Annotated in this window: 19 protein-coding genes and 1 riboswitch; of the genes, 10 read left to right on the plus strand and 9 right to left on the minus strand. The window is 54.4% G+C overall.

All coding sequences use genetic code 11. The features are described from left to right. Window positions 1-459 precede the first annotated feature (459 nt). Both purH and purD read left to right on the plus strand, forming a co-directional pair. Window positions 460-2,049 (plus strand): bifunctional phosphoribosylaminoimidazolecarboxamide formyltransferase/IMP cyclohydrolase, encoded by a 1,590-nt coding sequence (gene purH / locus ACUU1M_RS08525; protein WP_152028924.1) that lies wholly within the window; start codon window positions 460-462, stop codon window positions 2,047-2,049. An 11-nt stretch (window positions 2,050-2,060) separates the two neighbouring features. Next, the gene (gene purD, locus ACUU1M_RS08530) at window positions 2,061-3,350 is read left to right on the plus strand and encodes a phosphoribosylamine--glycine ligase (protein WP_000866821.1); all 1,290 of its coding nucleotides are present in this window, start codon (window positions 2,061-2,063) and stop codon (window positions 3,348-3,350) included. Here the strand turns inward: purD and zraR are convergent. After that, window positions 3,347-4,672, minus strand: a complete 1,326-nt coding sequence (gene zraR, locus ACUU1M_RS08535) for a sigma-54-dependent response regulator transcription factor ZraR (protein ID WP_000148514.1) — start codon at window positions 4,670-4,672, stop codon at window positions 3,347-3,349. The two genes, purD and zraR, sit on opposite strands and share 4 nt — an antisense overlap. Beyond that, window positions 4,669-6,045: a two-component system sensor histidine kinase ZraS gene (zraS, locus tag ACUU1M_RS08540; protein ID WP_001211915.1), complete on the minus strand. Its 1,377-nt coding sequence runs from the start codon at window positions 6,043-6,045 to the stop codon at window positions 4,669-4,671. Before zraS ends, zraR begins: the two co-directional genes overlap by 4 nt. Before the next feature lie 237 nt (window positions 6,046-6,282). Between zraS and zraP the strand changes: the two genes are divergently transcribed. After that, window positions 6,283-6,708, plus strand: coding sequence for a zinc resistance sensor/chaperone ZraP (gene zraP / locus ACUU1M_RS08545; RefSeq protein WP_000828222.1), 426 nt, complete (start codon window positions 6,283-6,285; stop codon window positions 6,706-6,708). 1 nt (window position 6,709) lies between these two features. Here zraP and ACUU1M_RS08550 read toward each other — a convergent pair whose 3' ends face one another. The 6 genes from ACUU1M_RS08550 to nudC form a co-directional block, all read right to left on the minus strand. Further along, window positions 6,710-7,405, minus strand: a complete 696-nt coding sequence (locus tag ACUU1M_RS08550; RefSeq protein WP_042774604.1) for a DUF1481 domain-containing protein — start codon at window positions 7,403-7,405, stop codon at window positions 6,710-6,712. A 12-nt stretch (window positions 7,406-7,417) separates the two neighbouring features. Then, complete coding sequence (gene hupA / locus ACUU1M_RS08555; protein WP_001044513.1) at window positions 7,418-7,690, minus strand: nucleoid-associated protein HU-alpha; 273 nt, start codon at window positions 7,688-7,690, stop codon at window positions 7,418-7,420. Window positions 7,691-7,876: 186 nt separating this feature from the next. Then, entirely contained in the window at window positions 7,877-8,467 is a 591-nt protein-coding gene (locus ACUU1M_RS08560; RefSeq protein ID WP_000940109.1) for a YjaG family protein, read from the minus strand. Between the two features lie 42 nt (window positions 8,468-8,509). Further along, window positions 8,510-9,181, minus strand: coding sequence for a deoxyribonuclease V (nfi, locus tag ACUU1M_RS08565; RefSeq protein WP_000362372.1), 672 nt, complete (start codon window positions 9,179-9,181; stop codon window positions 8,510-8,512). Window positions 9,182-9,337: 156 nt separating this feature from the next. Then, window positions 9,338-10,402, minus strand: a complete 1,065-nt coding sequence (gene hemE / locus ACUU1M_RS08570) for a uroporphyrinogen decarboxylase (RefSeq protein ID WP_000137637.1) — start codon at window positions 10,400-10,402, stop codon at window positions 9,338-9,340. Between the two features lie 39 nt (window positions 10,403-10,441). Continuing rightward, window positions 10,442-11,215: an NAD(+) diphosphatase gene (gene nudC, locus ACUU1M_RS08575; RefSeq protein WP_000373929.1), complete on the minus strand. Its 774-nt coding sequence runs from the start codon at window positions 11,213-11,215 to the stop codon at window positions 10,442-10,444. 94 nt (window positions 11,216-11,309) lie between these two features. Here nudC and rsd point away from each other — a divergent pair, with 94 nt between their 5' ends. The 7 genes from rsd (at window position 11,310) to thiH (ending at window position 17,384) form a co-directional block, all read left to right on the plus strand. Further along, the gene (gene rsd / locus ACUU1M_RS08580) at window positions 11,310-11,786 is read left to right on the plus strand and encodes a sigma D regulator (RefSeq protein WP_000934302.1); all 477 of its coding nucleotides are present in this window, start codon (window positions 11,310-11,312) and stop codon (window positions 11,784-11,786) included. A gap of 52 nt (window positions 11,787-11,838) precedes the next feature. Beyond that, window positions 11,839-11,939: riboswitch (TPP riboswitch) on the plus strand. Between the two features lie 80 nt (window positions 11,940-12,019). Next, complete coding sequence (gene thiC / locus ACUU1M_RS08585) at window positions 12,020-13,915, plus strand: phosphomethylpyrimidine synthase ThiC (RefSeq protein WP_001276918.1); 1,896 nt, start codon at window positions 12,020-12,022, stop codon at window positions 13,913-13,915. After that, the gene (gene thiE / locus ACUU1M_RS08590) at window positions 13,915-14,550 is read left to right on the plus strand and encodes a thiamine phosphate synthase (protein ID WP_000284600.1); all 636 of its coding nucleotides are present in this window, start codon (window positions 13,915-13,917) and stop codon (window positions 14,548-14,550) included. Before thiC ends, thiE begins: the two co-directional genes overlap by 1 nt. Continuing rightward, the gene (gene thiF / locus ACUU1M_RS08595; RefSeq protein WP_000999749.1) at window positions 14,543-15,298 is read left to right on the plus strand and encodes a thiazole biosynthesis adenylyltransferase ThiF; all 756 of its coding nucleotides are present in this window, start codon (window positions 14,543-14,545) and stop codon (window positions 15,296-15,298) included. Before thiE ends, thiF begins: the two co-directional genes overlap by 8 nt. Continuing rightward, window positions 15,282-15,482, plus strand: coding sequence for a sulfur carrier protein ThiS (gene thiS / locus ACUU1M_RS08600; RefSeq protein WP_001166232.1), 201 nt, complete (start codon window positions 15,282-15,284; stop codon window positions 15,480-15,482). Before thiF ends, thiS begins: the two co-directional genes overlap by 17 nt. Before the next feature lies 1 nt (window position 15,483). Next, complete coding sequence (gene thiG / locus ACUU1M_RS08605) at window positions 15,484-16,254, plus strand: thiazole synthase (protein ID WP_000944090.1); 771 nt, start codon at window positions 15,484-15,486, stop codon at window positions 16,252-16,254. Next, complete coding sequence (gene thiH / locus ACUU1M_RS08610; RefSeq protein WP_000847554.1) at window positions 16,251-17,384, plus strand: 2-iminoacetate synthase ThiH; 1,134 nt, start codon at window positions 16,251-16,253, stop codon at window positions 17,382-17,384. Before thiG ends, thiH begins: the two co-directional genes overlap by 4 nt. Window positions 17,385-17,625: 241 nt before the next feature. Here the strand turns inward: thiH and rpoC are convergent, their stop codons facing one another. Continuing rightward, entirely contained in the window at window positions 17,626-21,849 is a 4,224-nt protein-coding gene (gene rpoC, locus ACUU1M_RS08615) for a DNA-directed RNA polymerase subunit beta' (protein WP_000653944.1), read from the minus strand. Window positions 21,850-21,924 lie beyond the last annotated feature (75 nt).

A 21,924-nucleotide genomic window follows, 5' to 3' on the forward strand; every position in this document is an offset into this window, starting at 1 on the left:
CTTTAGCGCACTGTCGCGAGGTGGCGTATATTACGCTTTCCTCTTTCAGAGTCAACCCTGAATTTCAGGATTTTTCTCTTCAACCGAACCGGCTGTTTGTGTGAAGTGATTCACATCCGCCGTGTCGATGAAGGCGCATTATAGGGAGTTCTCCGCAGGCCGCAATAGAAAAATTGCAGAAAAATGACTGACTGCTGCATTCCCCAGCAAAACCCCGCTTTATACCTTTTTACGCACAGAGTTATCCACAATCATCAATGTAATTTCTGTATTTTTCCCACGGTAACCACTGTCAAAATTGTGATCACCATTGAAAGGAAAAAATTCGCGAGCGTTGCGCAAACGTTTTCGTTACAATGCGGGCGAAAAATAAGGATGCCCCGTTAGGGGCGTTAGCTGAGTTTTTCGCGAAAAATTCAGCTAACGCTCTCTGTAATAGTCAACCCCAGGGGATTTACCATGCAACAACGTCGTCCAGTCCGCCGCGCTCTGCTCAGTGTTTCTGACAAAGCCGGTATCGTCGAATTCGCCCAGGCACTTTCCGCACGCGGTGTGGAGCTGCTGTCTACAGGGGGCACTGCCCGTCTGTTAGCAGAAAAAGGTCTGCCGGTAACCGAAGTTTCCGATTACACCGGTTTCCCGGAGATGATGGATGGACGCGTGAAGACCCTGCATCCGAAAGTACATGGTGGCATTCTGGGCCGTCGCGGCCAGGACGATGCCATTATGGAAGAACATCAGATCCAGCCTATCGATATGGTGGTTGTTAACCTGTATCCGTTCGCCCAGACTGTTGCTCGTGAAGGCTGCTCGCTGGAAGATGCGGTTGAGAACATCGATATCGGCGGCCCGACCATGGTGCGCTCCGCCGCTAAGAACCATAAAGATGTCGCAATCGTGGTGAAGAGCAGCGACTACGACGCCATTATTAAAGAGATGGATGACAACGAAGGATCGCTGACGCTTGCAACCCGTTTCGACCTCGCCATCAAAGCCTTCGAACACACTGCCGCCTACGACAGCATGATTGCCAACTACTTCGGCAGCATGGTTCCGGCGTACCACGGTGAAAGCAAAGAAGCCGCCGGTCGCTTCCCACGCACGCTGAACCTGAACTTCATTAAGAAGCAGGATATGCGTTACGGCGAGAACAGCCACCAGCAGGCTGCCTTCTATATAGAAGAGAATGTGAAAGAAGCCTCCGTTGCTACCGCAACCCAGATTCAGGGTAAAGCCCTCTCTTATAACAACATCGCCGATACCGATGCGGCGCTGGAGTGCGTGAAAGAGTTCGCCGAGCCGGCATGTGTGATTGTGAAGCACGCCAACCCTTGCGGTGTAGCTATCGGCAATTCCATTCTTGATGCTTACGATCGCGCGTACAAAACCGACCCAACCTCCGCATTCGGCGGCATCATTGCCTTTAACCGCGAGCTGGATGCGGAAACCGCACAGGCCATCATTTCTCGTCAGTTTGTCGAAGTGATTATTGCGCCTTCCGCCAGCGAAGAAGCCCTGAAAATCACCGCCGCCAAGCAGAACGTACGCGTTCTGACCTGCGGTCAGTGGGGCGAGCGTGTTCCGGGTCTTGATTTCAAACGCGTGAACGGCGGTCTGCTGGTTCAGGATCGTGACCTGGGGATGGTCGGTGCGGAAGAACTGCGCGTCGTCACCCAACGTCAGCCGACCGAACAGGAACTGCGTGATGCGCTGTTCTGCTGGAAAGTGGCGAAATTCGTGAAATCCAATGCTATCGTCTATGCCAAAAACAATATGACCATCGGTATTGGCGCGGGCCAGATGAGCCGCGTGTACTCCGCGAAAATCGCCGGTATTAAAGCTGCCGATGAAGGCCTGGAAGTGAAAGGTTCCTCGATGGCTTCTGACGCGTTCTTCCCGTTCCGCGACGGTATTGATGCCGCCGCCGCTGCGGGCGTGACCTGCGTAATCCAGCCTGGCGGTTCCATCCGTGATGACGAAGTGATTGCCGCCGCCGACGAGCACGGTATTGCGATGCTCTTCACCGACATGCGCCACTTCCGCCATTAATGGAGTAATAGATGAAAGTATTAGTGATTGGTAACGGCGGGCGCGAGCACGCGCTGGCCTGGAAAGCGGCCCAGTCGCCGCTGGTTGAGACTGTTTTTGTTGCTCCGGGTAATGCAGGCACTGCGCTGGAACCCGCGCTGCAAAACGTTGCTATCGGCGTGACCGATATCCCGGCGCTGTTGGATTTCGCACAAAACGAAAAGATTGATCTGACCATCGTCGGCCCGGAAGCGCCGCTGGTGAAAGGCGTGGTCGATACCTTCCGCGCCGCCGGGCTGAAAATCTTCGGCCCAACCGCAGGTGCGGCCCAACTGGAAGGCTCAAAAGCGTTTACCAAAGATTTCCTGGCCCGCCATAAGATCCCTACGGCGGAATACCAGAACTTCACCGAGGTAGAACCTGCGCTGGTGTATCTGCGTGAGAAAGGCGCGCCAATCGTCATTAAAGCGGACGGTCTGGCTGCCGGGAAAGGCGTTATCGTGGCGATGACGCTGGAAGAAGCGGAAGCGGCTGTTCACGATATGCTGGCGGGCAACGCTTTTGGCGACGCGGGTCATCGCATCGTTATCGAAGAGTTCCTCGATGGCGAAGAAGCGAGCTTTATCGTGATGGTGGACGGCGAGCATGTGCTGCCGATGGCTACCAGCCAGGATCACAAACGCGTAGGCGATAAAGATAACGGACCAAACACCGGCGGGATGGGCGCTTACTCCCCCGCGCCGGTAGTAACCGATGAAGTTCATCAGCGCACCATGGAACGTATCATCTGGCCAACCGTGAAAGGCATGGCGGCGGAAGGCAACACCTACACCGGTTTTCTCTATGCGGGCCTGATGATCGACAAACAGGGCAATCCGAAGGTTATTGAATTTAACTGCCGCTTTGGCGATCCGGAAACCCAGCCGATTATGCTGCGCATGAAGTCCGATCTGGTTGAGCTCTGCCTGGCGGCCTGTGAAGGCAAACTGGACGAGAAAACGTCAGAGTGGGATGAACGTGCTTCTCTCAGCGTGGTGATGGCTGCGGGTGGATATCCGGGCGATTACCGCACCGGCGATGTGATCCACGGCCTGCCGCTGGAAGAAGTGGCTGACGGCAAAGTGTTCCACGCGGGCACAAAACTGGCGGATGACGAGCAGGTGGTAACCAGCGGCGGGCGCGTACTGTGCGTCACCGCGCTGGGTCATACCGTGGCAGAAGCGCAGAAACGCGCCTACGCCTTAATGACCGATATCCACTGGGATGATTGCTTCTGCCGGAAAGATATCGGTTGGCGCGCCATCGAACGCGAGCAGAACTAACGCGACAGTTTTGCCAATAGCGTTTTGCGCGTGATCCCTAACTGACGGGCGGCTTCGGTTTTGTTGCCGCCCGTTTTCTCCAGCGCCGCCAGAATCACCTCTTTTTCCACTTCCACCAACGGCTGAATATCCTGACTTTGCCCCAGCGGGATCGGCGTACTGGCAATCGCCAGCGGCAGCTCGCGTTCGGAAATATATTCCCCGGTCAGCAGCACCACCGCCCGTTCCACCGCGTTTTCCAGTTCACGAATATTTCCCGGCCAGTCGTAGTGGATCAGCAAATCCATCGCCTGTGGCGTAAAGCCTTTTACCGCCTTGCGATTACGCTCGGCAAAGCGCTGAAGAAAATGGCCAGCCAGCAGAGGGATATCTTCCCGCCGTTGCCGCAGCGATGGCACTTCAATCGCCACCACATTCAGGCGATAGTAGAGATCCTGGCGAAAACGCCCGGCATTCACCTCTGCGGCAAGATCGCGATGGGTCGCCGCAATCAGCCGGACATCAACCGAGATAGTCTGGTTGCTACCGACACGCTGAACTTCGCGCTCCTGAATCGCACGCAGCAGACGCACCTGCATCATCGGCGAGATATCGCCAATTTCATCGAGAAACAGCGTGCCGCCGTCCGCCTCAACAAAGCGCCCTTCCCGGCGTTTATCGGCTCCAGTAAACGCCCCTTTTTCGTGACCGAACAATTCAGATTCCAGCAAGGATTCGTTGAGTGCCGCACAGTTGAGCGTTACCAGCGGTTTTTCGCTACGTGCGCTACTGGCGTGAATCGCCCTGGCGACCAGCTCTTTACCGGTGCCGGAATCGCCGTGGATCAGCACCGTGGCTTCCGATGACGCGACGAGGGCGATTTCACTGAGCAGGTGTTGCATCGCCGGGCTTTTACCGACCATACCGAACTGGCTGGCAGTCACCGCAGGTGTTTCAGCATCAATACTGTGCGTATGCGCGAGCGCCTTTTCCAGCGTCGCCTGTAGGTTATCGAAATCCAGCGGCTTGATGAGATAATCCAGCGCCCCAGTTTTCAGTGCCTCTACCGCCGTCTCGACGCTGGAGTACGCAGTCATAATCAGCACCGGAATTGCCGGGTTTAACGCTTTGATCTCTTTCAGCGTGGCGATGCCGTCCATCTCCGCCATTCGCACATCGCAAAGCACAAGATCAAAAACCTGTTCCCGCACCTGCTCCAGCGCCTGTCGCCCGCTGTTCGCCAGCGCGACGTTATAGCCCCAGCCGCGCAGTAAAGCCTGCAAAATAGTGCAGTGGCTAATGTCATCATCCACCACCAGAATATCGATATTATCGTGCGTCATCCTTGTGGGTCCTTACGCGTAATATTGACCGGAAGCCAGAGGGTGAACGTTGAGCCTTTTCCCTCCTGGCTTGCGACCTGAATTGTACCACCGTGTTGTTCAACAATATTATGCACGACCGCCAGCCCCAATCCGGTGCCTTCGGCTTTGGTGGTGAAGTACGGAGTGAAGATGGCTTCAAGCTGATCTGCCGCAATTCCCTTACCGCTGTCGGTAACGCTGATTTTCACGCCCGCGCCGCTTTCGCTGGCCGTCACGCTAATCACGCCATGCTGACCAATCGCCTGAATAGCATTGAGATAGAGATTCAACAGGACCTGAGTCAGCCTGTCCGGATCGGCCTGAATTTCCGGTAATGTGTCGTTGGCGGTAAAGCGTAACTGGATCTCCCGGCTGTTTGCATCCTGGCTTACCAGCTGTAATGAGTGGTTAATCAGCGTGTTGAGATCCACCGCCTGCAAAGCCAGATGCGTTGGCTTAACCAGTTCCAGCAACTCGCTTACCACGCGGTTTAAACGGTCGGCCTCTTTCGCCATCACCTGCGCCAGTTGATGCGCTTCTCCCCCTGCAGGCGCGCGCTCGGCAAAGTATTTCGCCAGTCCTTTAATCGAGGAAAGTGGGTTACGGATTTCGTGGGCAACGCCTGCCGCAAGATGCCCCAGCGCCACCAGCTTCTCTTTGCGCTTCATTTCATCTTGTAGAAGCTGGCGCGAGCGCAGATAGCGGCGATACCAGAAGAATGACAATACGCTTGCCAGCAAGACCGTCGCCAGGGCGAAGAGAATAATCAGGGTGTTTCTCTGCTCACGATCTTCGGCACTCACAATATTACTGGCGTCGAAAGCGATGAAAATTGCTTGTGGTGTCGCGGCATACTGCTGCATATGGCGCATCCGGTGCATTCCAGCAGCAAACATCGGTTGAAACTGGCGATAAATTTCCAGAACAGGCTCGCCGTCTGCGCTATCGATCCGCCGCCACGCTTCTTCATCTCCCGGATGTAACTGCTGCATTTCCTGAGGGGAATAAAGCTGTTTTCCCACCATGCCGGAGTTGCTATGCATCACGATTGTTCCTTGTTCATCCGTGACCGCAAACCAACGTACTCCAGGCTGCCCGGCCATTTCTTCCAGTAAGGCCTGCTGCTGCGCATGATGCATGCGCATCCCCATGCCGACGCGCGAGCCGGATTCAAGAGCGCGAATAAGTACACTGCCTTTTTCCAGCAGCGTTTGTCTGGCGGCGGCAGTCTCGCGCCCATAATCGCGAATCACCGTCACCGCAAACAACCCTACCAGCCCAACAATGACCACGGGGAGGATCGCGCTTAACCATTTAGCTAAGGAGTCTTTAGAACGTTGCATAAAACGCATCTTCTTCTTTGCCTGCTCATCCCTTTCTGACAGCAGAAATCATGCCATCTTTTATCAGCGCTTACCCTGCGCTGTAACACAAAGGCTTAAGTTTCAATGAGTAAAAATGACTCGCTACCCGCAGCAGGCGAGTCATTTTTACTCGTTTATCATGCCAGATTACCCGTCATATCAGCGTTTCATCGTTGGCACGGAAGATGCAATACCCGAAGTAAGACAACCACTGGAGGATTAACCATGAAACGGAACACGAAAATTGCCCTGGTAATGATGGCGCTTTCAGCAATGGCGATGGGATCGACATCTGCATTTGCTCACGGCGGACACGGTATGTGGCAGCAAAATGCCGCGCCTTTGACCAGCGAACAACAGACAGCGTGGCAGAAAATCCATAATGACTTTTACGCTCAAAGCAGCGCACTGCAACAGCAACTGGTGACGAAGCGTTATGAATACAATGCCCTGTTAGCCGCGAACCCACCGGATAGCAGCAAAATTAACGCGGTCGCCAAAGAGATGGAGAATTTGCGTCAGTCGTTAGATGAGTTACGGGTGAAACGAGATATCGCGATGGCTGAAGCGGGTATTCCGCGCGGAGCCGGAATGGGCATGGGCTACGGCGGCTGCGGTGGTGGCGGTCATATGGGTATGGGCCACTGGTAAATCAGAACGTTTTCTCGTTGGGTTGCCAGCGACAGAAATCAGAGTTTGCCACTAACAGTAATTGCGAACCTTCGGGCGCTTCCAGCCATGCCACGCTGACATCAACAGAAGAGCGGCTCTGGCGGCGCTCGATATGCGCTATCGCCTGCGAATCTAAATCAGGTTTAATGGTTTGCCCTTCGCAGGTGGTCACGGTCTGTTCCATCGCATGCCAGCGCCCCTGGCGCAGCACGATTCTCCCCTGACGTAAGGCATCGCTAATCTGGCGGATCTGATCAGCACGATAACGGTATAAATCGATTTGGTCGTTAGAAAGCTGCTGCTTTTCCCCATCGGATTCACGTTGCATAAAGCTCAGATCGCCGCGATCGTCAAAACGCGCGCGAATGTTCACCGGCGGTTTGCTGTAAACATTGATATTGATGAGCGTGAGGTTATCGCCCTGCCAGCGATACTCTCGCGTCGTGGTATCGCCACTGCGCCACGGGCTAAACACGGCAAGCAGATGCACATTATCGCCGCTATCTTTTCGCCAGATGCGTACCGCGCCCTGGTCTTCAGCAAATCCACTGGCGGTAAAGGGAGGAAGTGAAGAGTTGTGGCTACAGGCAGTGAGAAACAGCGCACCTGCCAGCATCAATGATCGACGCCAGAAAGACAAAAGGGGTGAAACCACCCCTTCGTTAAAACTGTTCACTGCCACGCAATCTTACTTAACTGCGTCTTTCAGTGCCTTGCCAGAAACAAATGCCGGTACGTTAGCTGCGGCAATTTTGATTTCTTTACCGGTCTGCGGGTTGCGGCCAGTACGCTCAGCGCGATGGTTCACTTTGAAGGTACCGAAACCAACCAGTTGTACAGCATCGCCTTCTTTCAGAGACTCAGTAATTGCAGCCAGAGTGGACTCCAGAGCAGCTTTAGCCTGGGTTTTGGACAGTTCTGCTTTCTCTGCAATTACATCAATCAGTTGAGTCTTGTTCATAAGTTATCCTTACAATGTGTTTATCGCTTGCTAAGCATCGAGTGCGACGGAAATGCCAGAATAGCACTCTCCTGCATACACGCACCGATAGCCACTTTTTTTCGCCCCCCAAATGTAGACCAGACGGGGGGCGAAAGGGAAGACTCCAGGTACGACAAATCAGGCGTTAAATCACGTTTTCTGGTCTTATTGCTGAAAAATTATACCAATATTGCTCTCACCCGACTCACGCAGGTCTGCCCTAAGGCCTTTTATCAGCTCGATATCGCGTTCTTCGCACTCAGCTAAAAGTCGGAATATTTCCCACTGAATGTCCCATTCTTGCTCTACAGCTGGGTTTTCTTTAAGCTCTTCATCGCTCATTTCGCGACCAGCCTGAGTCATTTCCAGCATCGCAACGGTCGTGATGGAGGTCTTACTCACTTCCACCGCGTGTTCGAGCGTTTCACCACTCAAACGCGAATGGACCAGTTCACTTAACGCCACGCAGGCATCGATTGCCGGATAAACGCCGTACAGATCGAAATCGTCGGCTGAAGGAATCGCTTCTTCAAATTTCTCCAGTTGGCTGTCGAAATTTACTTTTGCGTCTTTAACGGTCAGCGTTTCCCAGATGAGATCGAGAATACGACGGTAAATTTGCCCATCACCAAAACCGGTTTGCTGGCAGAACATGGCGTAATTGGGGTACATGCGTTCGCATAAGCAAGCCATGAAAGTGACATGCTGCCAGCTTTCCAGGCGCTCCAGACGCAGATGAATTGGGTTTTGTAACATGTTGAGTTCTCAAATACGGAAATTATCCGCAGTTTACCTGAATTAGGGCTGATTTGCTGTATAGCACACGAACGCCGGACGTTCCGAGGCCACCGCGTCCGCCCAGCGCGTTGGCTCCGGCAGACGATAGCCTTTCATGCAGCGTTGTACCCACGCCAGCGCGCTGTCCACGCTGACCCGATGGCCGGTAGCGATAAACAACGGGTTACAGCGCGCTTTGCTGCGCCAGACCCAGGCCAGCTGCTCGCCTTTATCCATCAGTGGGGCCAGCGCGCCCGGTTCGCTGGAGAGCGGTTCGAATTTACCGCAGAGCCGTTTTTTCGCCACGCCAATGGTCGGCACATCCACCAATAAGCCAAAATGGCTGGCGACGCCAAGACGGCGAGGATGCGAGATCCCATGACCATCGACAAACACTAAATCCGGCTTTTGCGACAGCATCTCCCACGCTGCCAGCAGCGCAGGATATTCGCGGAAGGAAAGAAAACCTGGAATGTAAGGCATGGTGGTGGCGATGCGGGCAACTTTATACTCCACCAGCTCAAGCGAGGGATATTTCAGCAGCACCATCGCCGCTCGCGTCACTTCTCCGCCCTGCTCAAACCCGACATCGGCTCCGGCGATCAGATCCGGTGGATCTTTATCGAGTCGATCCTCGCAGATCACAGAAGAAGCCAGTTCGATTTGTTGAGCGCGTAATGACGCGAGATCCATAATCGCTCCTTAGAGCCTGGTTCAACAGGCGTAATTGTTGAAGGCAGTTTGAGGCCGGACAGCGCGGAAAAACCGGAGCGTACACGTAGTACGTGAGGATTTTGAGCACTGCCCGGCCTCAAAATGGCAAATAAAATAGCCTGATGGATCAGGCTCTTAGCGGTGATACTGTTCAGACAGTCGATGCACTGCCTCCACGAACACGCCAGCATGTTCTGGCGGCACATCCTGATGAATGCCGTGACCAAGGTTAAAGACATGACCTTCGCCGTGACCGAAACCTGCAAGTATAGTCGCTACTTCTTCTTCAATGCGGCCAGGCGGCGCGTACAGCATCGACGGATCCATATTACCCTGCAACGCGACTTTATTGCCCACACGGCGGCGCGCATCGGCGATGTCCGTTGTCCAGTCGAGGCCCAGCGCATCGCAACCGGTTTCAGCCATGGCTTCCAGCCACTGTCCGCCGCCTTTGGTAAACAGCGTGACTGGCACGCGGCGACCGTCGTTTTCACGCAGTAAACCATCAACAATTTTATGCATGTAATAGAGCGAGAACTGTTGATAATCGCGCCCGGTAAGCACGCCGCCCCAGGTGTCGAAAATCATCACTGCCTGAGCACCGGCTTTAATCTGCGCATTCAGATACAAAGTGACGCTTTTCGCCAGTTTATCGAGCAGAGCGTGCAGCGCCTGCGGATCGGCATACATCATTTTTTTGATCACGGTGAAGGCTTTGCTGCTGCCGCCTTCCACCATGTAGGTTGCCAGCGTCCACGGGCTGCCGGAAAAACCAATCAGCGGCACTTCGCCTTTCAGTTCGTGACGAATGGTACGCACCGCGTTCATCACGTAACCCAGCTCATCTTCCGGGTCCGGAATTGGCAGTTTATCGACGTCGGCTTTGCAGGTGACTGGCGAGGTAAAACGCGGACCTTCTCCGGCTTCAAAATAGAGCCCTAACCCCATCGCGTCCGGCACGGTGAGGATATCGGAAAAGAGGATCGCCGCATCCAGCGGGTAGCGACGCAGCGGTTGCAAAGTCACTTCGCACGCCAGCTCGGCGTTTTTGCACAGCGACATAAAATCGCCCGCCTGGGCGCGCGTGGCTTTATATTCCGGTAGATAGCGACCCGCCTGGCGCATCATCCATACTGGAGTGACATCAACGGGCTGGCGCAGCAGCGCCCGCAGATAACGATCGTTTTTAAGTTCGGTCATTTTGGCTGTTCCTTAGTGCGTCAGGCGGTCAGTGTATCATCACTCATACTCTGCCCGACACATCGCCACAGTATCTTCTATCAGACGGCGCGCTACGGTGCCGGGCGGCGGGAGTAACGGCAAATCGTCATAGCGATACCAGTTCGCCTCGAGCAATTCTTTCGGGTCGATCACGATGTCGCCGCTGTCATATTCCGCCATAAACGCGGTCATTAAAGACTGAGGAAACGGCCACGGCTGAGAAGTCACGTAACGCAAGTTTTTAACTTTAATTCCGCTCTCTTCCATCACTTCCCGCGCGACTGCCTGCTCGAGGGTTTCGCCCACTTCGACGAATCCGGCAAGTACTGTATGGACACCGTTACGATGGCGGGTATGCTGGGCGAGGAGGATCGAATCATCGCGACGGATGGCAACAATAATGCAGGGGGCGATTTGCGGGTAGTAACGCTCACGGCAATGGCTGCACAGCATCGCCCATTCGGTTTTGCTCGGATACATTTCATGCCCGCAGTAACCACAGTATTTATGCGATCGGTAAAACTCCGCCAGTTGCACGCCACGTCCGGCCAGTTGAAACAGCCCAACATCGAGATCAATGACCTGACGTACCGACCCCATATCGTGACGCCGCTGCTGTTGTATTAACCAAACAGGTTCCCCCTGCCATTCGCCGATTTGTAGTGCGCGCTGACCCACAAGATCGAAATTTGCCGCTTCGCCATACGGCAATTCTCCCTTCGGCAACCATAATTTTTGTTCATGGCTGACGACCCACCAGCCGTGATCTAATTTTTCAATTATACGATCCATAGCTCTTGCACTACCTTTGCATCACTGGCATGTTTAACATGGTTTTTACATTTCTCACTGAGCAGTTTTTGAATACAAACTTGCGGAGTCAATCATGCTTAACCAGCTCGATAACCTGACGGAGCGCGTCAGAGGAAGTAACAAACTGGTTGATCGCTGGCTACATGTACGTAAGCATCTGCTCGTGGCTTACTACAATCTGGTTGGCATTAAGCCTGGCAAAGAATCGTACATGAGGCTAAACGAAAAAGCCCTTGATGATTTTTGTCAGAGCCTGGTCGATTACTTGTCTGCCGGACATTTCAGTATTTATGAGCGCATTCTTCATAAGCTGGAAGGCAACGGGCAACTCGCGCGCGCCGCGAAGATTTGGCCGCAACTCGAAGCCAATACCCAACAGATTATGGATTACTACGATTCCAGCCTGGAAACCGCCATCGATCATGATAATTACCTTGAGTTTCAACAGGTTTTATCTGACATCGGCGAGGCGCTGGAAGCGCGCTTTGTGCTGGAAGATAAGCTGATTCTGCTGGTGCTTGACGCCGCCCGCGTCAAACATCCTGCTTGAGTTCTGCGCTGTTAACGCGTAATTTACATTCAACGCCCCGTTTGTGGGGGCTAATTTCTTGTCGGAGTGCCTTAACTGGCTGAGACCGTTTATTCGGGATCCGCGGAACCTGATCAGGCTAATACCTGCGAAGGGAACAAGAGTTAATCTGCTATCGCATCGCCTTTGCGGCGATCGTCTCTTGCTTCATCCGTCGTCTGACAAGCCACGTCCTTAACTTTTTGGAATGAGCTATGTCTGCAACAAAACTGACCCGCCGCGAACAACGCGCCCGAGCCCAACATTTTATCGACACCCTGGAAGGCACCGCCTTTCCCAACTCAAAACGCATTTATATCACTGGCACACACCCCGGCGTGCGCGTGCCGATGCGTGAGATCCAGCTTAGCCCGACGCTAATTGGCGGTAGCAAAGAACAGCCGCAGTACGAAGAAAACGAAGCGATTCCGGTCTACGACACCTCCGGCCCGTATGGTGATCCGCAGATCGCCATTAACGTGCAGCAAGGGCTGGCAAAACTACGCCAGCCGTGGATCGATGCGCGCGCCGATACCGAAGAACTTACCGTGCGCAGTTCCGATTACACCAGAACGCGGCTGGCAGATGATGGTCTCGACGAGCTACGTTTTAGCGGCTTATTAACGCCAAAACGCGCCAAAACAGGACGCCGTGTCACCCAACTGCACTACGCCCGCCAGGGCATCATCACGCCGGAAATGGAATTCATCGCCATCCGCGAGAATATGGGCCGCGAGCGCATCCGTAGCGAGGTTTTACGCCACCAGCATCCGGGAATGAGCTTTGGCGCACATCTGCCGGAAAATATCACTGCGGAATTTGTCCGTGATGAAGTTGCTGCCGGACGTGCGATTATCCCGGCCAACATTAATCATCCGGAATCGGAGCCGATGATTATTGGCCGTAACTTCCTGGTAAAAGTTAACGCCAATATCGGCAACTCGGCGGTCACCTCTTCCATCGAAGAAGAAGTGGAAAAGCTGGTATGGTCCACGCGCTGGGGAGCGGATACGGTGATGGATCTCTCCACCGGTCGCTATATTCACGAAACCCGCGAGTGGATTTTGCGTAACAGTCCGGTGCCGATCGGTACAGTGCCGATCTACCAGGCGCTGGAGAAGGTTAACGGGATCGCCGAAGATCTTACCTGGGAAGCGTTCCGCGACACGCTGCTGGAACAGGCCGAGCAAGGTGTGGATTACTTCACTATCCATGCGGGCGTACTGCTGCGCTATGTGCCGATGACCGCGAAACGCCTGACCGGTATCGTCTCTCGCGGCGGTTCGATTATGGCGAAATGGTGCCTCTCCCATCATCAGGAAAATTTCCTCTATCAACACTTCCGCGAAATTTGTGAAATCTGTGCCGCTTATGACGCTTCGCTGTCGCTGGGCGACGGTCTGCGCCCCGGTTCTATTCAGGACGCCAACGATGAAGCGCAGTTTGCCGAATTGCATACGCTGGGCGAACTGACCAAAATCGCCTGGGAATATGACGTACAGGTGATGATTGAAGGCCCAGGCCATGTGCCGATGCAGATGATCCGCCGCAATATGACCGAGGAGTTAGAGCACTGCCACGAAGCGCCGTTTTACACTCTGGGGCCGCTAACTACCGATATTGCACCGGGCTATGACCACTTCACGTCGGGGATTGGTGCGGCGATGATTGGCTGGTTTGGCTGCGCGATGCTCTGTTACGTAACGCCAAAAGAGCATCTGGGTCTGCCCAATAAAGAAGATGTTAAGCAGGGGCTTATCACTTATAAGATTGCCGCCCACGCTGCTGACCTGGCAAAAGGGCATCCGGGCGCGCAAATTCGCGATAACGCCATGTCGAAAGCCCGCTTCGAATTTCGCTGGGAAGACCAGTTTAATCTGGCCCTCGACCCGTTTACCGCCCGCGCTTATCACGATGAAACCCTGCCCCAAGAGTCCGGCAAAGTCGCCCATTTTTGCTCCATGTGTGGGCCAAAATTCTGCTCGATGAAAATCAGCCAAGAAGTACGCGATTACGCCGCCGCGCAAACCATTGAAGTGGGAATGGCGGATATGTCGGAGAACTTCCGTGCCAGAGGCGGAGAAATCTACCTGCATAAGGAGGAAGCGTGATGTATCAGCCTGATTTTCCTCCTGTACCTTTTCGTTTAGGACTGTACCCGGTGGTGGACAGCGTACAGTGGATCGAACGTCTGTTGGATGCAGGCGTACGTACTCTCCAGCTACGCATCAAAGATCGGCGCGATGAAGAGGTGGAAGCCGATGTCGTGGCGGCAATTGCGCTGGGCCGCCGCTATAACGCGCGATTGTTTATCAACGATTACTGGCGGCTCGCGATCAAGCATCAGGCGTATGGCGTCCATTTGGGGCAGGAAGATTTGCAAGCCACCGATCTCAATGCCATCCGCGCGGCAGGCCTGCGGCTGGGCGTTTCGACACATGACGATATGGAAATCGACGTCGCGCTGGCAGCACGCCCCTCTTATATCGCGCTGGGACATGTGTTCCCGACGCAAACCAAACAGATGCCTTCTGCACCGCAGGGGCTGGAACAGTTGGCACGGCATGTTGAGCGCCTGGCGGATTATCCCACCGTGGCGATTGGCGGTATCAGTCTGGCACGCGCGCCTGCGGTGATAGCAACGGGTGTCGGCAGTATCGCCGTCGTCAGCGCCATTACTCAAGCCGCAGACTGGCGTTTGGCAACGGCACAGTTGCTGGAAATTGCAGGAGTTGGCGATGAATGACCGTGACTTTATGCGTTATAGCCGCCAAATTCTGCTCGACGATATCGCTCTTGACGGGCAGCAAAAACTGCTCGACAGCCAGGTGCTGATTATTGGTCTTGGCGGGCTGGGTACACCTGCTGCGCTATACCTGGCAGGGGCTGGCGTCGGGACGCTGGTACTGGCAGATGACGACGATGTGCATTTAAGCAATCTGCAACGACAAATCCTCTTTACCACTGAAGATATCAACAGCCCGAAATCGCAGGTCAGCCAACAGCGACTGACACAGTTGAATCCCGACATTCAACTGACAGCATTACAACAACGGTTAACGGGTGAGGCGTTGAAAGATGCGGTTGCACAAGCCGATGTGGTGCTCGACTGTACCGACAATATGGCGACTCGCCAGGAGATTAATGCCGCCTGCGTGGCACTCAACACGCCGCTTATCACCGCCAGCGCGGTCGGATTTGGCGGTCAGTTGATGGTACTGACACCGCCCTGGGAGCAGGGGTGTTACCGCTGCCTGTGGCCAGATAACCAGCAGCCAGAACGCAACTGCCGCACGGCGGGCGTGGTTGGCCCGGTGGTCGGGGTGATGGGCACTTTGCAGGCACTGGAAGCCATTAAGTTATTAAGCGGTATAGAGACGCCTGCGGGAGAACTCCGACTGTTCGACGGTAAGTCGAGCCAGTGGCGCAGCCTGGCGTTGCGCCGCGCCAGTGGTTGCCCGGTATGCGGAGGAAGCAATGCAGATCCTGTTTAACGATCAACCGATGCAGTGCGCCGCCGGGCAAACTGTTCACGAACTACTGGAGCAACTCGACCAACGACAAGCGGGCGCGGCTCTGGCGATTAATCAGCAAATCGTCCCGCGTGAGCAGTGGACGCAACATATCGTGCAGGATGGCGACCAGATCCTGCTTTTTCAGGTTATTGCAGGGGGTTGAGATGTTACGTATTGCGGACAAAACGTTTGATTCACATCTGTTTACCGGCACAGGGAAATTCGCTTCTTCACAACTGATGGTGGAGGCGATCCGCGCTTCCGGCAGCCAGCTGGTGACACTGGCGATGAAACGTGTCGACTTGCGCCAGCACAACGACGCTATCCTCGAACCGCTTATCGCGGCGGGTGTGGCCCTGCTGCCGAATACTTCCGGGGCGAAAACAGCGGAAGAAGCCATTTTCGCCGCCCATCTGGCACGTGAAGCGTTAGGCACAAACTGGCTAAAATTGGAGATTCACCCTGACGCCCGCTGGCTGTTGCCCGATCCCATCGAAACCCTGAAAGCCGCCGAAACGCTGGTACAACAGGGATTTGTCGTGCTGCCTTACTGCGGGGCCGATCCGGTATTGTGTAAACGTCTGGAAGAAGTCGGCTGTGCAGCGGTGATGCCGCTCGGCGCGCCGATTGGCTCGAATCAGGGACTGGAAACCCGTGCCATGCTGGAGATTATTATCCAGCAGGCCACAGTTCCGGTGGTTGTCGATGCTGGCATCGGCGTTCCCAGCCATGCCGCGCAGGCGCTGGAAATGGGGGCCGACGCGGTGTTAGTGAATACGGCGATTGCCGTCGCGGACGATCCCGTCAACATGGCGAAGGCATTTCGTCTGGCGGTAGAAGCAGGCCTGCTGGCACGTCAGTCCGGACCGGGCAGCCGCAGTTATTTTGCTCATGCCACCAGCCCGCTGACCGGATTTCTGGAGGCATCGGCATGAAAACCTTCAGCAATCGCTGGCGACAACTGGACTGGGACGACATCCGCCTGCGTATCAACGGCAAAACGGCTGCTGACGTAGAGCGGGCGCTAAATGCCTCGCAACTCACCCGCGACAACATGATGGCGCTGTTATCGCCTGCCGCCAGTGGCTATCTGGAACAACTGGCCCAACAGGCGCAGCGTCTGACCCGTCAGCGATTTGGCAACACAGTTAGTTTCTACGTCCCGCTTTATCTTTCCAATCTTTGCGCTAACGACTGCACGTACTGCGGATTTTCCATGAGTAATCGCATCAAGCGCAAAACTCTGGATGAAGCGGATATTGCCAGGGAAAGCGCCGCTATACGGGAGATGGGCTTTGAACATCTGCTATTAGTCACTGGTGAACATCAGGCGAAAGTGGGGATGGATTACTTTCGTCGTCATCTCCCCGCCCTGCGTGAACAGTTCTCTTCACTACAAATGGAAGTGCAACCACTGGCGGAGACGGAATACGCCGAGTTAAAGCAACTTGGTCTGGATGGGGTGATGGTTTATCAGGAGACATATCACGAGGCGACTTATACCCGCCATCATTTGAAAGGCAAAAAACAGGACTTCTTCTGGCGGCTGGAAACGCCGGATCGGCTGGGGCGTGCGGGGATTGATAAGATAGGCCTCGGCGCGCTAATTGGCCTTTCCGACAACTGGCGCGTTGACTGCTATATGGTTGCCGAACATTTGCTATGGCTGCAACAGCATTACTGGCAAAGCCGTTACTCTGTCTCCTTTCCGTGCCTGCGCCCGTGTACTGGCGGCATTGAGCCTGCATCGATTATGGATGAACGCCAGTTAGTGCAAACCATCTGCGCCTTCCGACTGCTTGCACCGGAGATTGAACTGTCACTCTCCACGCGGGAATCACCGTGGTTTCGCGATCGCGTTATTCCGCTGGCGATCAATAACGTCAGCGCCTTCTCGAAAACGCAGTCAGGTGGCTATGCCGATAATCACCCCGAGTTGGAACAGTTCTCACCGCACGACGATCGCAGACCGGAAGCGGTTGCTGCCGCGTTAACCGCTCAGGGTTTGCAGCCGGTATGGAAAGACTGGGACAGCTATCTGGGACGCGCCTCGCAAAGACTATGAGACGGAATGTAAGAACGTAAATTTATTCCGAGCCGCTACGGAAGATGAAAAACGCAAGGTTGTTGAAAGCGTTGTGTTTTTTTATGGTAGTGCCGTCAGCAGGAATGTTGTCCAGGGCGAAAAGCTTCTTCCTCGTTTCGCCCTGCCTTTCTTAATATTTTCCGTGAAGAATTTGCCCTCTGAATAACACCCATAAAAAAACCCGCCGAAGCGGGTTTTTACGTTATTTGCGGATTAACGATTACTCGTTATCAGAACCGCCCAGACCTGCGTTCAGCAGTTCTGCCAGGCTGGCAGATGCGTCTTCTGCAGTCACCTGCGGTGCAGCCGGAGCTTCACCCGCAGCACGGCGACGCATACGATCCTGGTGGTACGCGTAACCGGTACCTGCCGGGATCAGACGACCCACGATAACGTTCTCTTTCAGGCCGCGCAGTTCGTCGCGTTTGCCCGCAACGGCTGCTTCGGTCAGCACGCGAGTGGTCTCCTGGAACGATGCCGCGGAGATGAAGGACTCGGTTGCCAGAGACGCTTTGGTGATACCCAGCAGATCGCGGGAGTAAGTTGCACCCACTTTGCCGTTCGCTTCCAGTTCGCGGTTTGCGATCTTGACGCGAGAGTATTCAACCTGTTCGCCTTCCAGGAAGTCGGAGCTGCCCGCGTTAACGATGGTAGCTTTACGCAGCATCTGACGAACGATAACTTCGATGTGTTTATCGTTAATCTTAACGCCCTGCAGACGGTATACGTCCTGTACTTCGTTAACGATGTAACGAGTCACAGCATGAACACCACGCAGACGCAGAATGTCGTGCGGCGCTTCCGGACCGTCGGAAATTACGTCACCACGTTCTACACGTTCACCTTCGAACACGTTGAGCTGACGCCATTTCGGAATCATCTCTTCGTACGGATCGCTACCGTCTACCGGGGTGATAACCAGACGACGTTTACCTTTGGTTTCTTTACCGAAGGAAACGATACCGCTGATTTCAGCCAGGATTGCCGGCTCTTTCGGACGACGAGCTTCGAACAGGTCCGCAACGCGCGGCAGACCACCGGTGATGTCCTTGGTACCGCCGGATTCCTGCGGAATACGCGCCAAGGTGTCACCAGAGCTGATCTGTACGCCATCTTCCAGCTGAACAATCGCTTTACCCGGCAGGAAGTACTGCGCAGGCATATCGGTACCTGGGATCAGAACGTCGTTACCCTGAGCATCAACGATTTTCAGTGCCGGACGCAGATCTTTACCACCTGCGGTACGTTCTGCGGAATCCAGAACCACCAGCGAAGACAGACCGGTCAGTTCGTCGGTCTGACGAGTAATGGTCTGGCCGTCGATCATGTCAGTAAAGCGTACAAAACCGCTTACTTCGGTGATAACCGGCATGGTGTGCGGGTCCCAGTTTGCAACGGTTTCGCCGCCAGCAACCTGTTCGCCATCGCCTTTCGCCAGTACCGCACCGTAAGGCACTTTGTAGCTTTCTTTGGTACGACCGAATTCGTCGATCAGTTTCAGTTCGGTGTTACGGGAAGTGATAACCAGTTTACCGCTGGAGTTCACAACCGACTTCACGTTGCTGAGCTTGATGCTACCTTTGTTTTTCACCTGGATGCTGGATTCAGCAGCCGCACGAGATGCCGCACCACCGATGTGGAACGTACGCATGGTCAGCTGTGTACCCGGTTCACCGATGGACTGTGCCGCGATAACACCGATTGCTTCACCTTTGTTGATGATGTGGCCACGCGCCAGGTCACGACCGTAGCAGTGCGCACATACACCAAAGTCGGTGTCACAAGATACAACAGAACGTACTTTTACCGCGTCAACAGAGTTCTCTTCCAGCAGGTCACACCACTGTTCGTGCAGCAGCGTGTTGCGCGGAACGAGGATATCAGCAGTACCCGGCTTCAGAACGTCTTCAGCAGTTACACGACCCAGTACGCGATCGCGCAGCGGCTCTTTAACGTCACCACCCTCGATAACCGGAGTCATCATGATACCTTCATGGGTACCACAATCGTCTTCGGTAACCACCAGGTCCTGCGCCACGTCAACCAGACGACGAGTCAGGTAACCGGAGTTCGCAGTTTTCAGTGCGGTATCCGCCAGACCTTTACGAGCACCGTGGGTGGAGATGAAGTACTGGAGTACGTTCAGACCTTCACGGAAGTTCGCGGTGATTGGCGTTTCGATGATGGAGCCATCCGGCTTCGCCATCAGACCACGCATACCAGCAAGCTGACGAATCTGTGCCGCAGAACCACGCGCACCGGAGTCGGCCATCATGTAGATGCTGTTGAAGGAAACCTGCTTCTCTTCCTGACCGTCACGGTTAATAACGGTTTCAGTTTGCAGGTTATCCATCATCGCTTTGGATACACGATCGTTCGCCGCAGCCCAGATATCGATAACTTTGTTGTAGCGTTCGCCCGCAGTTACCAGACCAGACTGGAACTGCTCCTGAATTTCAGCAACTTCTGCTTCTGCCTCGGAGATGATTTCGTGTTTCTTCTCCGGGATGACCATGTCATCGATGCCAACAGATGCACCAGAACGCGCTGCATAGGCGAAGCCGGTGTACATGATCTGGTCCGCAAAAATAACGGTCGGTTTCAGACCGAGAATGCGGTAGCAGGTGTTCAGCATTTTGGAGATTGCTTTTTTACCCAGCGCCTGGTTGACGATGGAGTAAGGCAGACCTTTCGGTACAATCATCCACAGAATGGCACGGCCAACAGTCGTGTCTTTCAGGCTGGTTTTCGCTACTAATTCACCGTTAGCATCTTTTTCATACTCGGTGATACGCACTTTAACGCGCGCATGCAGAGAAGCCAGACCAGAGCGATACAGACGTTCTGCTTCTTTCGGGCCAGTCAGCACCATGCCTTCGCCTTTGGCGTTAACACAGTCACGGGTCATGTAGTACAGACCCAGTACAACGTCCTGAGACGGAACGATGATTGGTTCGCCGTTCGCCGGGGACAGGATGTTGTTGGTAGACATCATCAGCGCACGCGCTTCCAGCTGGGCTTCCAGCGTCAGCGGTACGTGAACAGCCATCTGGTCACCATCGAAGTCGGCGTTATATGCCGCACAAACCAGCGGGTGCAGCTGGATAGCTTTACCTTCGATCAGTACCGGTTCAAATGCCTGGATACCCAGACGGTGCAGAGTCGGTGCACGGTTCAGCAGTACCGGGTGTTCGCGGATAACTTCGTCCAGGATATCCCAAACGACAGCTTCTTCGCGCTCAACCATTTTCTTCGCAGCTTTAATGGTGGTAGCAAGACCACGCAGTTCCAGCTTGCCGTAGATGAACGGTTTGAACAGCTCCAGCGCCATTTTCTTCGGCAGACCGCACTGATGCAGACGCAGGTATGGACCTACGGTGATTACAGAACGACCGGAGTAGTCAACACGCTTACCGAGCAGGTTCTGACGGAAACGACCCTGTTTACCTTTGATCATGTCGGCCAAAGATTTCAGAGGACGCTTGTTAGAACCGGTGATCGCACGACCGCGACGACCGTTATCCAGCAGGGCGTCTACCGCTTCCTGCAGCATACGTTTTTCGTTACGTACGATGATGTCCGGCGCAGCCAGATCCAGCAGACGTTTCAGACGGTTGTTACGGTTAATGACGCGACGATACAGATCGTTCAGGTCAGAAGTCGCGAAACGACCACCATCCAGCGGAACCAGCGGACGCAGATCTGGCGGCAGTACCGGCAGAACGGTCAGGATCATCCACTCTGGTTTGTTACCAGACTGAACGAACGCTTCCAGCAGTTTGATACGCTTGGTCAGCTTTTTACGCTTGGTTTCGGAGTTGGTTTCGTTCAGCTCTTCACGCAGCTGTTCGCACTCTTGCTCCAGATCCATGCTCTTCAGCAGAGCCTGGATTGCTTCCGCACCCATCTTCGCGTCGAATTCGTCACCGAACTCTTCCAGCGCGTCCAGATACTGCTCTTCAGTCAGGATCTGCTGACGTTCCAGGTTGGTCATACCGCCTTCGATAACCACATAGGATTCAAAGTACAGTACGCGTTCGATATCGCGCAGCGGCATATCGAGCAGCAGACCGATACGGGACGGCAGCGATTTCAGGAACCAGATGTGCGCAGTCGGGGAAGCCAGTTCGATGTGGCCCATACGCTCACGGCGTACTTTAGTCTGGGTCACTTCAACGCCGCACTTCTCACAGATGACGCCACGGTGTTTCAGGCGCTTGTACTTACCGCACAGGCACTCGTAATCTTTTACCGGCCCAAAGATACGGGCGCAGAAAAGGCCGTCACGTTCTGGTTTGAACGTACGGTAGTTGATGGTTTCCGGCTTTTTAACTTCACCGAAAGACCATGAACGGATCATGTCTGGCGAAGCCAGAGCAATTTTGATCGCATCAAACTCTTCGGTTTTAGTCTGCGCTTTCAGAAACTTTAATAAATCTTTCACGGATTTGCTCCCGTCGGAGTTAGCACAATCCGCTGCCGGGTTTTACCCCGACAGCAGTGACCTGTTTGAGCGAGA

The sequence above is a fragment of the Shigella sp. SIG6 genome (genome assembly GCF_053555815.1).

Coding starts and splice junctions, on each gene's coding strand:
- thiH (WP_000847554.1), top strand. CDS start 16,251: ATGAAAACCTTCAGCAATCGCTGGCGACAACTGGACTGGGACGACATC.
- zraS (WP_001211915.1), bottom strand. CDS start 6,045: ATGCGTTTTATGCAACGTTCTAAAGACTCCTTAGCTAAATGGTTAAGC.
- purH (WP_152028924.1), top strand. CDS start 460: ATGCAACAACGTCGTCCAGTCCGCCGCGCTCTGCTCAGTGTTTCTGAC.
- thiF (WP_000999749.1), top strand. CDS start 14,543: ATGAATGACCGTGACTTTATGCGTTATAGCCGCCAAATTCTGCTCGAC.
- zraP (WP_000828222.1), top strand. CDS start 6,283: ATGAAACGGAACACGAAAATTGCCCTGGTAATGATGGCGCTTTCAGCA.
- hupA (WP_001044513.1), bottom strand. CDS start 7,690: ATGAACAAGACTCAACTGATTGATGTAATTGCAGAGAAAGCAGAACTG.
- nfi (WP_000362372.1), bottom strand. CDS start 9,181: ATGGATCTCGCGTCATTACGCGCTCAACAAATCGAACTGGCTTCTTCT.
- purD (WP_000866821.1), top strand. CDS start 2,061: ATGAAAGTATTAGTGATTGGTAACGGCGGGCGCGAGCACGCGCTGGCC.
- thiC (WP_001276918.1), top strand. CDS start 12,020: ATGTCTGCAACAAAACTGACCCGCCGCGAACAACGCGCCCGAGCCCAA.
- thiS (WP_001166232.1), top strand. CDS start 15,282: ATGCAGATCCTGTTTAACGATCAACCGATGCAGTGCGCCGCCGGGCAA.
- thiG (WP_000944090.1), top strand. CDS start 15,484: ATGTTACGTATTGCGGACAAAACGTTTGATTCACATCTGTTTACCGGC.
- ACUU1M_RS08560 (WP_000940109.1), bottom strand. CDS start 8,467: ATGTTACAAAACCCAATTCATCTGCGTCTGGAGCGCCTGGAAAGCTGG.
- hemE (WP_000137637.1), bottom strand. CDS start 10,402: ATGACCGAACTTAAAAACGATCGTTATCTGCGGGCGCTGCTGCGCCAG.
- zraR (WP_000148514.1), bottom strand. CDS start 4,672: ATGACGCACGATAATATCGATATTCTGGTGGTGGATGATGACATTAGC.
- rsd (WP_000934302.1), top strand. CDS start 11,310: ATGCTTAACCAGCTCGATAACCTGACGGAGCGCGTCAGAGGAAGTAAC.
- nudC (WP_000373929.1), bottom strand. CDS start 11,215: ATGGATCGTATAATTGAAAAATTAGATCACGGCTGGTGGGTCGTCAGC.
- thiE (WP_000284600.1), top strand. CDS start 13,915: ATGTATCAGCCTGATTTTCCTCCTGTACCTTTTCGTTTAGGACTGTAC.